Consider the following 14,985-nt stretch of genomic DNA (forward strand, 5'->3'; position numbering starts at 1 on the left):
ACGGCTCAGTTCGGGTCCGACCCCACGCCTCGGCTCGGCATCGATGCCGGGCGTCCGCGCGACCGTACCGCCCGCGAAAGGGTTGCAGCAAGAGTCCTGAAAACATCGGCAAGGGATTTCAGGAGGGTGGGCCCGCACCGCCATGGGGGTGCGGTGCGGGCCGGGTTCCGGTTCAGCAGGAGGACTTGCCGGCGTAGATCGCCAGCGCGGTGTTCGGGGCCACCGACGCCGTGAACCAGCCGGTGGAGTTGACCGTCACCGTGGTGTTGTTCTGCACGTTGCAGTAGGTGCCGGCGGGCAGCGAGGTCTGGAACGAGCGGTTGGCCGTCGTGCCCTCGTGGTTGATCACCACATAGCCCTTGCCGCCGCGGCCGAACGCGATCAGGTTGTCGCCGTCGTCCCACCAGTTGGCGACCGCCTGGCCGCGGGTGGCGTTGCGGAAGGCGACCATGGACTTGATCTCCGGCCAGGCGTGCTGGCACTTCCAGCCGTCCTGCCAGCAGGCGTTGACCTGGCCGTTGTTGGGCGGCCCGGCGTCCGCGTCGCTCCACTCGTACCCGGAGTTGATGTCGGGCGAGCCGTAGGGCCAGGCCAGCATGAAGACGTTGGCCAGGGTGTAGTTGGCGCCGTCCTTGTAGTTCAGGGTGGCGCCGTTGCGCTCGGTGTCGTGGTTGTCCACGAAGACGCCGGCCACGTTGCCGGGCAGGTAGCCCCAGCCCTCGCCGAAGTTGTTCAGGTAGGCGAGCTTCTCGCTGTTGAAGACGCGCTTGAGGTCGTAGCCGTAGCGGAACTCCTGGACGTCTCCGTCGCCCGTGTACTCGGTGGGCTGGACGGCCTCGCCCGCGCCGTAGATGACCTCCTGCTTCCAGTAGGCGTTCGGGTTGGTCAGCCGGCTCTTGATGTTCGCCAGGTCACTGGCGGCGATGTGCTTGGCCGCGTCGATCCGGAAGCCGTCGGCGCCGAGCGACAGCAGGTCGTTCATGTACCCGGCGATCGTCGCGCGGACGTGCTCCGCGCCGGTGTCCAGGTCCGCCAGGCCCGACAGTTCGCAGGTCTGGACGTTCGTGCGGTCCTGGTAGTTGCTGATCGACGTCCTACAGGTGTGGAAGTCGGCATCCGAGTACACGCCCGGGTAGTTGTACTTGGTGTACTGCGTGCCGCCGGTGCCGGTGCCGCTGCCCGAGGTCATGTGGTTGATGACGGTGTCCACCACGACCTTCACCCCGGCCGCGTGGCAGGTCGAGATCATGTTCTTGAAGGTGGTCCGGTCACCGAGCCGGCCCGCGATCTTGTACGACACGGGCTGGTACGAGGTCCACCACTGGGAGCCCTGTATGTGCTCCTCGGGCGGCGAGACCTGCACGTACCCGTAGCCGGCGGGGCCCAGGGTGTTGGTGCACTCGCGGGCCACCGAGGCGTAGTTCCACTCGAAGAGGACGGCGGTGACGTCCTTGGTGCCGGGCGGGGAGGCGTCGGCGTTAGTCGGGGTCATGACAAGGGCGGCGGCCGCGAGGGCGACCGCTCCCGAAAGGATTCTGCGCACCATGTGGGGGTTCCTTCGTCGCTGAAGGGGATTGCGCAAGGTTGCTGAAACCTTGCGGTCACGCAGATGTTAGAGGCCCGCTGCCGGAAAAGGCAGCGGGCCGCCGAGAAGTTGTTGCAAGAAAACTCACACGGCCGTCAGACCGCCGTCGTCCACCAGACGGTGGTGTCGGCGGGCGTCTTCGCCTCGTCGCCGGCCCGGGCCACCTCGTCGCTGGCGAGCAGCACCCGGCCGTACGCCGGGGTCGTCACCGACTCCCCCGTGGTGTTGGTGACGCAGACGAACTCGCCCCGGCGGAAGGCCAGTACGCCCTCGGGGGCGCGCAGCCACTCCACCGCGTCCCCGGCGCCGAGGTCCGGCTGCGCCCGGCGCGCGGCGAGCGCGGCGCGGTACAGCTCCAGGGTGGAGCCGGGCCGCCCGGTCTGCGCGGCCACGCTCAGCTCGCCCCAGACCTCCGGCTGCGGGAGCCAGCTGCCGCCGTCCCCGAAGCCGTACGACGGCCCGGTGCGGGTCCACGGGATCGGCACCCGGCAGCCGTCGCGGAAACCGTCCTGGCCCGCGCCGCGGAAGTACGCGGGGTCCTGGCGCACCTCGTCGGGCAGGTCGACCACGTCGGGCAGGCCCAGTTCCTCGCCCTGGTAGAGGTAGGCCGAGCCGGGCAGCGCCAGCATCAGCAGGGTGGCGGCGCGGGCCCGGCGCAGGCCGAGGTCGCGGTCGCCGGCCGTGCGGATCTGGGTACCGAGCCCCGGCGGGTTGGCGAAGCGGGTGGCGTGCCGGGTGACGTCGTGGTTGGACAGCACCCAGGTGGCCGGGGCGCCGACCGGGCGCATCGCCTCCAGCGTGCCGTCGATGACCGCGCGCAGCTCGGCCGCGTCCCAGGCCGTCGACAGGTACTGGAAGTTGAACGCCTGGTGCAGCTCGTCCGGGCGGACGTAGTTGGCGGTGCGCTCGACGGTCGGCGTCCACGCCTCCGCCACGAAAATTCGCTCCCCCGCATATTCATCGAGGATGGTCCGCCACTGCCGGTAGATCGCGTGCACGCCGTCCTGGTCGAAGAACGGCATGACATCGTTGCCCAGCAGCTTCACCTGGTCGCCGGAGCCGAGGTCGGGCAGGCCCTCGGCCTTCACCAGGCCGTGGGCCACGTCGATGCGGAAGCCGTCGACGCCCATGTCCAGCCAGAAGCGCAGGATGGAGCGGAACTCGTCGCCGACGGCCGGGTGTTCCCAGTTGAAGTCGGGCTGCTCGGGGGCGAACAGGTGCAGGTACCACTCGCCGGGCGTGCCGTCGGGCTCGGTGACCCGGGTCCAGGCCGGGCCGCCGAAGATGGACTCCCAGTCGTTGGGCGGCAGTTCGCCGCTCTCGCCCTTGCCGGGGCGGAAGTGGTAGCGCTCCCGCAGCGGGGAGCCGGGACCCTCGGCGAGGGCGCGCTTGAACCACTCGTGCTGGTCCGAGGAGTGGTTGGGCACCAGGTCCACGATGATGCGCAGGCCGTGCCCGTGCGCGTCGCGGATCAGCGCGTCGGCGTCCAGCAGGGTGCCGAACATCGGATCGACCGCGCGGTAGTCGGCGACGTCGTAGCCGGCGTCGGCCTGCGGGGAGGCGTAGAAGGGGCTCAGCCACACCGCGTCGACGCCGAGGTCGCGCAGGTACGGCAGGCGGGAGCGCACGCCCTCCAGGTCACCCATGCCGTCGCCGTTGCTGTCGGCGAAGCTGCGCGGGTAGACCTGGTAGATGACCGCCTCCCGCCACCAGTCGCGGCGGCGCGCGGCGACGGTGGCGGTGGCGGAGTCGGTGGCCGGGGCGGCAGAGTGCTGCTGGCTCATGGCTTCCTTGGTGGTGACGGGAAACGGGTCATGGACGCGTGGGTGCCACGGGCGCCCGCGGTGGCGGGCCCGTGGGGTGCGGCGGTGCCGGCGGACCGGAGGCGGAAGGAGGCGGCCGCGGTGTCGGCGGGGTCGGATGGGCACCGCGGCCGCCTGCCCGCGCGGTGGAACGCGCGGGAGCCTCGTGTGCTCAGGGCGTCAGCCCTTGGTGCCGCCGGAGGTGAGACCGGTGACCAGGTTCTTCTGCACGAGGTAGAAGAACACCGCCACGGGTATCGCGATCAGCACCGCGGTGGCGGCCATGTAGTTCCACTCGGCGTCGTGCTGGCTGACGAAGGTCTGCAGGCCGACGGAGAACGTGTACTTGGAGTCGTCCAGCATGAAGGTGGTCGCGAAGGCGACCTCGGCGACCGCGGTGATGAAGTTGTAGAAGGCGGCGACGGCCAGGCCCGGGCGGGCCAGCGGCAGGATCAGCCGGAAGAAGGTGCCGAACGGCGTGAGCCCGTCGACCCGGCCGGCCTCGTCGATCTCGAAGGGGATCGTGTCGAAGTAGCCCTTGAGCAGCCAGGCGCTGTACGGCACCGCGGTGGTGCAGTTCACGAGGATCAGCGCCCAGTAGGAGTCGATGAGCCCCAGGTCGCTGAAGATCTGGTACATCGGCACGATCAGCACGGCGATCGGGAAGGCCTGGGTGAGCAGCAGGATCCACATCAGCTGCTTGTAGCCGGGGAACCGCATCCGGGAGACCGCGTAGCCGGTGGTCGCGGCGAGCAGCACGCCGACCACGGTGGTGCCGAGGGCCACGATCATCGTGGACTTGAACCAGTCGAAGAACTCGGTGTGCTCCAGCACGAAGCTGTAGTTGGAGAAGCTCATCTTCCCGGCGATCTTGCCCGGGTGGAGGTAGTCGTCCTTGGCCGGGCCGAGCGAGAGGTAGATCAGCCAGGCCACCGGGGCCAGCGCGATCAGGCTCGCGACGACGAGGCCCGCGTGCAGCAGGGCGGTTCCGAGGGGGCCGCGCTCGCCCGGCCGGCGGCCCCGCGGGGCGGGCTCGGCGGCGGGGGCCGGTGCGTCGGCCGGCGTGTCGAGGGTGGTGGTGCTCATGGCGGCGGCTCCTGCGGCGTCAGACGGCGAGCTGGTCATTGCGCTTCAGCCAGCGGAAGTAGAAGGAGGTGAAGACGGTCACGATGGACAGCAGCAGCACGCCGTAGGCGGCGGACTGGGCGAAGTCGCGCGGCTGCTGGCCGAAGCCCAGGTAGTAGGACCAGGTGACGAGGATCTGCGCGTCCGGGGCGCTGGTCGGCCCGAACAGCAGGAAGATGATGGCGAACTGGTTGAAGGTCCAGATGACGCCGAGCAGGACCACGGTGGAGCTGACCGCGCGCAGACCGGGCAGGGTCACGTGCCGGAAGCGCTGCCAGGCGTTCGCGCCGTCCATCTTCGCCGCCTCGTACAGGGAGGTGTCGATGGACTGGAGCCCGCCGAGCAGCGACAGCATCATGAACGGCACACCGCACCAGGTGTTGACCATGATCGCGGCGAAGCGCTGCCAGAAGGTGTCCTCCAGCCACTGCGGCTGCGGCAGGTGCAGCGCGTGCAGGACCTGGTTGAGCGCGCCGGAGTCGGCGAGCATGATCCGCCAGGAGAACACGGTGACGAAGGTCGGCACGGCCCAGGGCAGCACCAGCAGCACCCGGTAGAGGGTGCGGCCGCGCAGCTTCTGGTTGAGCATCATCGCGAGGCCGAGACCGATGGTGTAGTGCAGGGTCACACAGGCGGCCGTCCAGACGACCGTCCACAGGAAGTGGGACCAGAACCGGTCGTAGGACAGCGGGCCGAACAGGATTTCCTTGTAGTTGGACAGCCCGACGAACTTGTAGGTCGCAGCGATGTGGTTGACGCCGATGGTGCGCGCCGAGTTGAGGCTGTTGGCGTCGGTCAGGGTGAGGTAGAAGCCCCGCACGAGCGGATAGCCGACGAGGACGGCGAGCACGACGACCACCGGGGCGATCATCGCGTAGGCGTACCAGTACTTCTGGTAGCCGTTTCTGATGCGCTGCCCCAGCCCGGGCCGAGGCGCGCGGTCACCGCGGCGCTTGCCGGTCGCGCGGTCGATGGCGACTGTCATGGTTCGACACCTTCAATGGTTCAAGAACGGGGGGCCGGGCACAGGGCGGCGGCCGTCGGTTGCCCCCCTCGTGGGTGGGGGCAACCGACGGCCTGCCGGGCTCACTTGCTGAAGTCGGGGACCAGCTTGCCGATGGCCACACCGGCGTTGTTCAGGCCCGTGTCCAGCGACTCCTTGCCACTGGCGATCTTCGGCAGCTCGGTGTCCAGCGGAGCCCACAGCGAGCCGTACTCGGGCAGCGCCGGGCGGGGCTGGGCGGCGGACAGCACGCCCTGGAAGCCGGCGATGCCCGGGTCGGCCGTGACCTTCGCGGTGTAGGCGTCGGAGCGGGTGGGCAGGGTGGCGTTCTTCAGGGCGATGGTCTCCTGGGCGGAGGCCGACGTCATGAACTTCACGAACTTCAGGGCCGCGGCCTGGTGCGCCTTGTCGGAGCCGGCGTAGACCGAGAGGTTGTGGCCGCCGGTCGGGGCGCCCGCCTTGCCGGTGGAACCGGCCGGGACGACGGCGATGCCCAGGTTGGACTTGTCCTTGAAGGCGCTGCCCTTGTAGATGTTCGTGACCTCCCAGGGACCCTGGATGATCGAGGCGACCTTGCCGTTGATGAACGCGTCCTCGATGTGGGCGTACGCGTCCGGGGTGGTGTCGGCCTTGTGCAGGCCCTTGCCCGAGAACAGGCTCAGCCAGGTGCCGAACGCCTTCTTGGCGGCCGGGGTGTCGATGGTGACCTTCTTGGCGGCGGCGTCGACGGTGTCGCTGCCCTCGCCGTACAGGAACGGCTGGCCGTAGTAGCCCTGGGTGGAGCCCCAGTAGCCGTAGGCACCGGTCTTGTCCTGCACCTTGGCGGCGTCCGACTTCAGCTCGTCCCAGGTCTTGGGCGGCGTGGTGATGCCGGCCTTCTTGAACAGGGCCTTGTTGTAGACGAGGGCCAGGGTGTCGGTGACCAGCGGCACGCCGTAGGTCTTGCCCTCGTACTGGGCCTGCTTGATCAGGTTCGGCTCGAACTTGGACTGGTCGGCGAGGGCCTCGGTGCCGTCCAGCGGCAGGAAGTAGCCCTTCTTGGCGAAGGCGGGGGTCCAGCCGACCTCGGAGCGCAGCACGTCCGGGGCACCGGTGGCACCGGCGGCCGTGTCGAACTTGTTCTGCGCCTGGTCGAACGGGACGTTGACGTACTTGACCTTGATGTTCTTGTTGGCAGCCTCGAACTGCTGCACCAGGGTCTTGTACGTCGGCGCCTCGTTCGTGGCGTTGGAGGTGTCCCACCAGGTGATGGTCACCGGCCCGTCCGACTTGCCGTCGCTGCTCCCGCCGCCGCACGCCGTCGCCGCCAGGGCGAGGGACGCCACCAGCGCGGAGGCCGCTATGCCACGCCGCATGAGTTCTCCTTGAGGGTAAAGCCCGAGTGGTACAGGGGGCGGTCCCGCCCGCCCCTGCGACTTGCCGACTGCGCCGTTGCCGCGGCCGGGCGACCAGGAACGTAACAGCGTTGTAAGCGCTGCGAAAGACCTTGCAGAAAAAAAGTGCAAGGGAACACGATGGTTATCGCGCCGTAACCCGGCCTCGACCGGCTCGCAACCGTGCAATGAAGCCGGTGAGGCGGCGGCAGCCGACTTGTGCAAGACTCTGCAAGCTCTTGCCACCACCAACACGAGGGAGTGCGATGAGGCAGCAACCCGCAGCGGGACGTCCGACCGGACGTGCCCGGCGTCCGGGCGGTGGGCAAGGCGAGAGACGACCGGTACAGTCCGGTGGCGTGACCACACGGCTTGCCGACATCGCTGCGCAGGCGGGGGTGAGCGAAGCGACCGTCAGCCGGGTCCTCAACGGGAAACCGGGCGTCGCCGCCACCACCCGCCAGTCCGTGCTCGCCGCCCTCGACGTGCTGGGCTACGAGCGCCCGGTCCGGCTGCGGCAGCGCAGCGAGGGCCTGGTGGGCCTGATCACGCCGGAGCTGGAGAACCCGATATTCCCGGCCCTGGCGCAGGTCATCGGCCAGGCGCTGACCCGCCAGGGCTACACCCCCGTGCTCGCCACCCAGACCCCCGGCGGCTCCACCGAGGACGAACTCACGGAGATGCTGGTGGACCGCGGGGTCGCGGGCATCATCTACGTCTCCGGGCTGCACGCGGACACCACCGCCGACATGCAGCGCTACGAGCGACTGCGCGCCCAGGGCGTGCCGTTCGTGCTGGTGGACGGCTTCTCGCCGTTGGTGCAGGCGCCGTTCATCTCCCCCGACGACCGGGCCGCGATGACCCTCGCGGTGACCCACCTGGTCTCTCTCGGCCACACCCGGATCGGGCTCGCGCTCGGACCGAAGCGGTTCGTGCCCGTGCAGCGCAAGATCGAGGGCTTCGTGCGGGCCGTGCAGGACCAGTTGGGGCTCGCCGCGGAGGTCGTGGAGTCGGAGCTGGTGCAGCACTCGCTGTACACCCTGGAGGGCGGCCAGGCGGCCGCGTCGGCGCTGATCGACCGGGACTGCACCGCGGTCGTCTGCGCCAGCGACATGATGGCCCTGGGCGCCATACGGGCCGCCCGCCAGCGGGGCCTGGAAGTGCCCACGGACTTCTCGGTGGTCGGCTTCGACGACTCCCCGCTGATCGCCTTCACCGACCCGCCGCTCACCACCGTCCGCAAGCCCGTCCCGGCGATGGGCCAGGCCGCGGTGCGCACGCTCCTGGAGGAGATCGGCGGTACGCCCGCCCCGCACAGCGAGTTCGTGTTCATGCCGGAGCTGGTGGTGCGGGGCTCGACGGCCTCGGCACCGCACGCGCTGCGGGCCTCCTGACGGCGCGGGCGCCGCGCGGCCTCGTCCGTGCGTCGTAGAAGGTGCGGTGCGGACCCGACCTTGGGATGATCGGGCGAAGAAGTCTTTTCTGGCAGACTTGATGCCTATGAGTGACTCGACCGTGACGCAGTGGGAAGGTCGCGAGGAACAGGCCGGTCCGCAGGCCGTCACGGACAGGGACAGCCGGGGTGCGCTGGGCAGGCTGCGGCGGCCGCGCAGACCCCGGCTGTGGTTCGAGATCCTTCTGATCGCGGTGAGTTACTGGACGTACTCGCTGATCCGCAACGCCGTCCCGGAGCAGAAGGACAAGGCGCTGCGCAACGCGGACTGGATCTGGTCCGCGGAGGGCGCGCTCGGCATCGACGTCGAACGCTCGGTCAACCACGCCATGAACTCGGTGACTTGGCTGATCGTCGGCATGAACTACTACTACGCCACACTGCACTTCGTCATCACCATCGGGGTGCTGGTGTGGCTGTACCGGTGGCATCCGGGCCGGTACGCGGCCGCCCGGCTGGCGCTCTTCGCGACCACGGGGGGCGCGCTGGTGGGCTACTACCTGTTCCCGCTCGCGCCGCCCCGGCTGATGCGGGGCGGGCACTTCGTGGACACCGTGATGGTGCACCACACGTGGGGCTCGATGGCCTCCGGGGACCTCAAGCACATGTCCAACCAGTACGCGGCGATGCCGTCCATGCACATCGGCTGGTCGCTGTGGTGCGGGCTGACGGTCTTCGCGCTGGCGTCGGTGCCGTGGGTGCGGGTGCTGGGGCTGCTCTACCCGGCGCTGACGCTGCTGGTGATCGTCTCCACCGCGAACCACTTCTGGCTGGACGCGGTGGGGGGCGTGCTGTGCCTGTCGTTCGGGTTCCTGGTGGCCCGCGCCTGGTACGGCGCCGTGCCGTACGCCCTGCCGCGGGCGGTGGCGGGCGGGCCCGCGCCCGAGCCGGCCCGGGCCTGACGTCCCGGCGCGGCTCAGGGCTGGTCGTCGTAGAACAGTTCCTCCATGACGGCGCGGGCCCTGCGGGTCGTACGGCCGTAGTCGTCCAGCATGTCGCCGACGTGGCCCTCGCCGTAGCCGAGGTAGCGGCCCACCGCGGCCAGTTCGCGGGGCTGGGTGGGGAAGGTGTCCCCCGCGCGGCCCCGGACCAGCATCACCGCGTTGCGGACCCGGGTGGCCAGCACCCAGGCCTCGTCCAGGATCGCGGTCTCCTCCTCGCCCAGCAGTCCCGCGTCCCGTGCCGCGGCCAGCGCCGCCCTCGTCCGGGTCGTGCGCAGGCCCTCGATGTCGTGGCCGTGTCTCATCTGGAGCAGCTGGACCGTCCACTCCACGTCCGACAGGCCGCCGGGGCCCAGCTTGGTGTGCAGCCTCGGGTCGGCGCCGCGCGGCAGCCGCTCGGACTCCATCCGCGCCTTCAGCCGCCGGATCTCCCGTACGGCGTCCTCGGTCAGGCCCCGCGCCGGGTAGCGCAGCGGGTCGATCAGCTCGGTGAAGCGCCGGCCCAGTTCCGGGTCGCCGGCCACCGGCTCCGCCCGCAGCAGCGCCTGGGACTCCCAGACCAGGGACCAACGGCGGTAGTACGCCTCGTACGCCTTCAGGGTGCGCACCAGCGGGCCCGACTTGCCCTCCGGGCGCAGATCGGCGTCGATCAGCAGCGGCGGGTCGGCACTGGGCAGCTGGAGCAGTCGGCGCATCTCGGAGACGACCTTGCCCGCGGCCGCGGCGGCCTCGTGCTCGTCCACGCCCTCCTGCGGCTCGTGCACGAACAGGACGTCCGCGTCGGAGCCGTAACCCAGTTCGTGCCCGCCGAAGCGGCCCATCCCGATGATCGCGAACCGGGTGGGCAGGGTGTCGCCCCAGCCGGAGCGGACCACGGCGCGCAGCGTGCCGGCGAGGGTGGCGGCGGTGAGGTCGGAGACGGCCGCGCCGACGAGGTCCACCAGGGCGCCCTGGTCGGCCTCGACCGGGCTGGCCTCGGTGCCGTACGAGCCGACGATGTCCGCGGCGGCGGTGCGGAACAGCTCGCGGCGGCGCACCCCGCGGGCGGCGGTGACGCCCTGTTCGCCGTTCTCGGCGCGGCCCACGGCGGCGAGGATCTCCTGCTCCAGGGCCGCGCGGCCCCGGGGGGCGAGGCCCGCTCCGTCGCCGTCGCCGAGCAGCGCCACGGCCTCGGGGGCGCGCATCAGCAGGTCGGGGGCGAGGCGGCCCGCGGACAGCACCCGGGCCAGGTTCTGCGCCGCGGCGCCCTCGTCGCGCAGGAGGCGCAGGTACCAGGGGGTCTTGCCGAGGGCGTCGGAGACCTTGCGGAAGTTGAGCAGGCCCGCGTCCGGGTCGGCCGAGTCGGCGAACCAGCCGAGGAGGACGGGCAGCAGGGTGCGCTGGATGGCCGCCTTGCGGGTCACTCCGGAGGCCAGCGCCTCCAGGTGGCGCAGGGCGGCGGCGGGGTCGGCGTAGCCGAGGGCGACCAGGCGTTCACGGGCGGCCTCGGGGCGCAGCCGGGCCTCGCCGGGGGCGAGTTGGGCGACCGCGTCCAGCAGCGGGCGGTAGAACAGCTTCTCGTGCAGTCGCCGGACGACCGAGGTGTGCCGCTTCCACTCCCGGGTCAGCTCGGTGACCGGGTTGACGCGCAGGCCGAGGGAGCGGCCGAGGCGGCGCAGGTCCTCCTCGGCTCTGGGCACGAGGTGGGTGCGGCGCAGACGGTAGAGCTGGATGCGGTGTTCCATCGCGCGCAGGAAGCGGTAGGCCTCGTCGAGGCGGGCGGCGTCCTCCCGGCCGACGTAGCCGCCGGCGGCCAGCGCCTGGAGGGCCTTGAGGGTGGTGCCGCTGCGCAGCGTGGCGTCGGCGCGGCCGTGCACCAACTGGAGGAGCTGTACGGCGAATTCGACGTCCCGGAGGCCGCCGGGGCCGAGCTTGAGTTCCCGTTCGACCTCGGTGGGCGGGATGTTGTCCACGACGCGGCGGCGCATCTGCTGCACGTCGGCCACGAAGTTCTCCCGGTCCGCCGCCTGCCAGACCAGGGGGTGCAGGGTGTCCAGGTAGGCCTGGCCGAGGTCCTGGTCGCCGGCCACCGGGCGGGCCTTGAGCAGGGCCTGGAACTCCCAGGTCTTGGCCCAGCGCTGGTAGTAGGCGAGGTGGGAGGAGAGGGTGCGGACCAGGGGGCCGTTGCGGCCCTCGGGGCGGAGGTTGGCGTCCACCGGCCAGATGGAGCCCTCGACGGTGGTCTCCGAGCAGATGCGCATCAGGTGGGAGGCGAGGCGGGTGGCGGCGGTGAGGGCCTTGGTCTCGTCGGTGCCCTCCGCCGCTTCCGCCACGAAGATCACGTCCACGTCGGAGACGTAGTTCAGTTCGTGGCCGCCGCACTTGCCCATGCCGATCACGGCGAGACGGCAGGCGGCGGCGTCGGCCGGGGCCTCGGTCCGCGCCATGGCCAGCGCGGCGCGCAGGGTGGCGGTGGCGAGATCGGCGAGTTCGGCGGCGGTCTCGGCCACGTCCGTGGTGCCGCAGACGTCCCGTGCGGCGATGGACAGCAGGCAGCGGCGGTAGGCGATGCGCAGGGCGACGGGGTCGGTGGCCCCGGCCAGGCCGCGTTCGAACTCGCCGAGGCCGGGGTGGAGGTCCTGGGACTCGTAGGTGACCAGGGCCTGCCAGTCGCCGGGGTGGCGGGCGAGGTGGTCGGCGAGGGCGGCCGAGGCGCCCAGCACGCCGAGGAGGCGGTCCCGCAGGGGCTTGGCCGCGATCAGGGTGTCGAGGAGTTCGCGGTGGGCGGCGGGGGTGGGCTGGGCCTCCAGGAGGCGGACCAGGCCGTGCAGGGCGAGGTCGGGGTCGGCGGTGGCGCCCAGGGCTTCCAGCAGGAAGGGGTCGTCGCGGACGGGGGCCAGTTCGGGGGTGTCCAGCAGCCGCTCGGCGGCGGTGGCGTCGGTGAAGCCGTGTCGGAGCAGGCGCGTGAAGGTGCTGCTTCTGCGGCCCGGCGTCATTCTGGGGCTCCCCTCGGGTCACTGGTCCTGGGTGGAGCGTAGTCGCCCGCGCCGGGCCGTGCCGGGGGAGGTGCCGCGCGTGGTGATCACGGCCGGTGCCGTGCCCCCCGGATTCGCCCCCGTCGGCCCGGGTCCGGAGCCATGGGCGCAGCATGGGCACCGCGTGCCGCGGACCGTCACGCGGGGTCCGCCCCCGCGCGGGCACCCGGCCCTCGGCGTCGTGGGCGGCACGGGTCGGGGAACGACCCCCGGAGAGTACGTGGGTGCCCGTCCGGGGCGCTCCGCGTGCGCGCCGGCGGCCCGGGATCACGCCGGGCGTCCAGACCGCGCCCGCCGGGCGGAGGCAGCCCTCCAAGGGCCGCCCCGGTCGGCGGGCGCACGTCTTCCACGGCACGGCGACGGTGGCGGTGACCGCCGCCGTGCGGAGACCTCTCCTAGTACGCGAGCTGCCCGATGCCCCCGTCGACGCGCAGCACGGTCCCCGCGGTGTACGCGGATTCGTCCGAGGCGAGGTAGACCGCCGCCTTCGCCAGTTCGGTGGCGGTTCCGAGGCGGTGGAGGGGCACGGTCCGCCGGAGTTCCTCGTAGAGGGCGGCCCGGCGCTCGGGCCCGAGGGACGCGAACACGTTGGTGATCGTCGGGCCCGGGCTCAGTCCGTTGACGCGGATGCCCCGGTCCTTCAGCTCATGGGTCAGCCCCCGCGTGTAGGAGAGCAGGCCCGCCTTGGCCGCGCCGTAGACCGTCGCGTTGTCGTGTCCGATGTACGCGGAGACCGAGCCGACGAGGATGACCGACGACTGCCGGGAGAAGAGTGGCAGCAGGTCTCTGATCAGGAAGAACGGCGACTTGAGATTGGTCGCGAGGAGCCGGTCGAACGCCTCCTCGGTCCATGCCTCGATCGGGAGGTGGGTGACGTCGGCGGCGTTGCTCATCAGGATGTCCAGCTTCGGCCACTCCTCCCGCAGCCGCGCCGCGAGCACCGCCTGGCCGGGTACGTCGCCGGCGTCGCTGACGATGGTCAGCAGCGGGCCGTCCAGCTGCCGGGCCGCCTCGTCCAGTCGCTCCCGGGAACGGCCGGTGATGGCGACGGTCGCCCCCTCGGCGAGGAATTCCCGGGCCGTCTCCAGACCGATCCCGCTCGTCCCCCCGGTGATCAGCGCGTGCTTTCCCGCAAGACGTTCCATGGTCCTGTCCCCCCTCAGATCGCGGTGCGGCCGCCGTCGGCGGCCACGACCGCCCCGGTCATGTAGCTCGCCCGGTCGCCGGCGAGGAAGGCGATCACGTGGGCCACCTCGACCGGGTCGGAGGTGCGCTTGAGCGCGGTGGTCAGGCCCATGCCCCCCATGTCCGGGCCCATCGCCGCGACCACCTTCGCGGTGCGCATCGGGCCGGGAGCGACGGCGTTGACCCGTACGTTCGACTCGGCGAATTCCGCCGCCCAGGTGCGGGTCAGCGATTCGAGCGCCGCCTTGGTGGCGCCGTAGACGGCCATGCCCGGCATGCCGAGACCGGCCGCGGTGGAGCTGACGTTGACGATGCTGCCGCCGCCGCGCGCGGCCATCTTCTCCGCGAACAGCGCGGTGAGCAGGAACGGAGCACGCACGTTGACCGCGAAGGCCGCGTCGTAGTCCGCGAGGTCCTGCCCGGTGGTCGGGGAGAACGTCATGACGCTCGCGTTGTTGACCAGGATGTCGACGGCTCCGGCGTCCTCGGCCAGCTGTCGCACGCCCGCCACGTCGGACAGGTCGGCGGCGACGAAGCGCACCGTCGCGGCGGACTCGCCCCCGGCCCCGCGGAGGTCTTCCACCACCTGGGCACCGCGCTCGGGATCGGTGCCGGTCAGGACCAGGTCGGCTCCGCCCGCGGCCAGCACCTTGGCCGTCGCGTGCCCGAGTCCGCCGATCGCGCCGGACCCGGTGACGAGTGCCCTCTTGCCTGCGAATTCCATCGCTTCGCCCTTCACGCCGGCCTGCGCGGCCGACTTTTGTGCGTCCGTTCAAGAAGTACCCGAGGAAGCTACGACTTCTTGAACGACCAGTCAAGAAGTCGTAGGATCAAGCACGTGGCACGAACCGGACGCCCCCGCGAGTTCGATCGGGAACAGACGCTGGAGCGCGCACTCGAACTGTTCTGGTCCCGGGGATACGGGGCGACGTCGATCCAGGACCTGGTCGACGCACTGGCCGTCGAACGCGGCAGCCTCTACGGGGCGTTCGGCGACAAGCGCCGCTTCTACCTCGAAGCCGTCAGGCTCTACTGGGAGGTGTACGAGCGGCACCTGACCGCCGCGCTCGACACCAGCCCGCTCCTGCCCGCCCTGCGCGAGATCCTGTCCCATCCCGTGCGGCTGGACGAACTGGTCTCCGACGCGGGCGTGCCGCAGGGCTGCCTGGTCGGCAACACGACCGCCGAACTCGTCCCCCAGGACGGCGAGGCGACGGAGATCGTCACCCGCTCGTACCGGCGGTTCACCGACATCGTCGCCGACGCGCTCCGCCGCGCCCAGGCCGCCGGCGAGGTCACGGACGGCGCCCGCCCCGAGGCCCAGGCCCGGATGCTGCTCTACCTGGTCCAGGGTCTGTCGCTCGTGTCGAGGGCGGGGCTCGACAGGACCGCGGCCCTGGCGGCGGTCGACGCGGCGGTGGACGGGTTGCGGGCGTGACCGGACCTCCCGCAAGGCCCCGGACGGCCCGGCCGTCCCCCATGCACCAGTCCTGAACACCTACTC

Annotated in this window: 11 protein-coding genes; 3 read left to right on the forward strand and 8 right to left on the reverse strand. The window is 71.3% G+C overall.

The window, feature by feature from the left end:
- Positions 1–172: 172 nt before the first annotated feature.
- The 5 genes from BLW85_RS13020 to BLW85_RS13040 all read right to left on the reverse strand — a co-directional run bounded on the left by BLW85_RS13020 (position 173) and on the right by BLW85_RS13040 (position 6,870).
- Positions 173–1,546, reverse strand: a complete 1,374-nt coding sequence (locus BLW85_RS13020) for an alpha-amylase (RefSeq protein WP_208624836.1) — start codon at positions 1,544–1,546, stop codon at positions 173–175.
- Between the two features lie 134 nt (positions 1,547–1,680).
- Positions 1,681–3,369, reverse strand: coding sequence for a glycoside hydrolase family 13 protein (locus BLW85_RS13025; RefSeq protein ID WP_074992122.1), 1,689 nt, complete (start codon positions 3,367–3,369; stop codon positions 1,681–1,683).
- A gap of 198 nt (positions 3,370–3,567) precedes the next feature.
- A complete protein-coding gene (locus tag BLW85_RS13030) occupies positions 3,568–4,473 on the reverse strand; it encodes a sugar ABC transporter permease (protein WP_070027496.1) in 906 nt (301 codons plus the stop codon).
- 19 nt (positions 4,474–4,492) lie between these two features.
- On the reverse strand, positions 4,493–5,497 hold the full coding sequence (locus BLW85_RS13035; RefSeq protein WP_070027497.1) for a carbohydrate ABC transporter permease: 1,005 nt from the start codon (positions 5,495–5,497) through the stop codon (positions 4,493–4,495).
- A gap of 101 nt (positions 5,498–5,598) precedes the next feature.
- A complete protein-coding gene (locus BLW85_RS13040; RefSeq protein ID WP_070027498.1) occupies positions 5,599–6,870 on the reverse strand; it encodes an extracellular solute-binding protein in 1,272 nt (423 codons plus the stop codon).
- A gap of 377 nt (positions 6,871–7,247) precedes the next feature.
- On the opposite strand from BLW85_RS13040, the gene BLW85_RS13045 reads away from it, so the two are divergent.
- Positions 7,248–8,282, forward strand: coding sequence for a LacI family DNA-binding transcriptional regulator (locus tag BLW85_RS13045; RefSeq protein ID WP_070027499.1), 1,035 nt, complete (start codon positions 7,248–7,250; stop codon positions 8,280–8,282).
- Between the two features lie 106 nt (positions 8,283–8,388).
- Positions 8,389–9,243: a phosphatase PAP2 family protein gene (locus BLW85_RS13050; RefSeq protein ID WP_070027500.1), complete on the forward strand. Its 855-nt coding sequence runs from the start codon at positions 8,389–8,391 to the stop codon at positions 9,241–9,243.
- Positions 9,244–9,257: 14 nt separating this feature from the next.
- Here the strand turns inward: BLW85_RS13050 and BLW85_RS13055 are convergent, their stop codons facing one another.
- The 3 genes from BLW85_RS13055 to BLW85_RS13065 form a co-directional block, all read right to left on the reverse strand.
- A complete protein-coding gene (locus BLW85_RS13055) occupies positions 9,258–12,257 on the reverse strand; it encodes a bifunctional [glutamine synthetase] adenylyltransferase/[glutamine synthetase]-adenylyl-L-tyrosine phosphorylase (protein WP_070027501.1) in 3,000 nt (999 codons plus the stop codon).
- 434 nt (positions 12,258–12,691) lie between these two features.
- On the reverse strand, positions 12,692–13,441 hold the full coding sequence (locus BLW85_RS13060; protein ID WP_074992123.1) for an SDR family oxidoreductase: 750 nt from the start codon (positions 13,439–13,441) through the stop codon (positions 12,692–12,694).
- A gap of 14 nt (positions 13,442–13,455) precedes the next feature.
- A complete protein-coding gene (locus BLW85_RS13065) occupies positions 13,456–14,205 on the reverse strand; it encodes an SDR family NAD(P)-dependent oxidoreductase (protein ID WP_074992124.1) in 750 nt (249 codons plus the stop codon).
- 114 nt (positions 14,206–14,319) lie between these two features.
- On the opposite strand from BLW85_RS13065, the gene BLW85_RS13070 reads away from it, so the two are divergent.
- On the forward strand, positions 14,320–14,919 hold the full coding sequence (locus BLW85_RS13070) for a TetR/AcrR family transcriptional regulator (protein ID WP_074992125.1): 600 nt from the start codon (positions 14,320–14,322) through the stop codon (positions 14,917–14,919).
- Positions 14,920–14,985: the final 66 nt, after the last annotated feature.

Source organism: Streptomyces misionensis (assembly GCF_900104815.1).
GTDB lineage: Bacteria > Actinomycetota > Actinomycetes > Streptomycetales > Streptomycetaceae > Streptomyces > Streptomyces misionensis.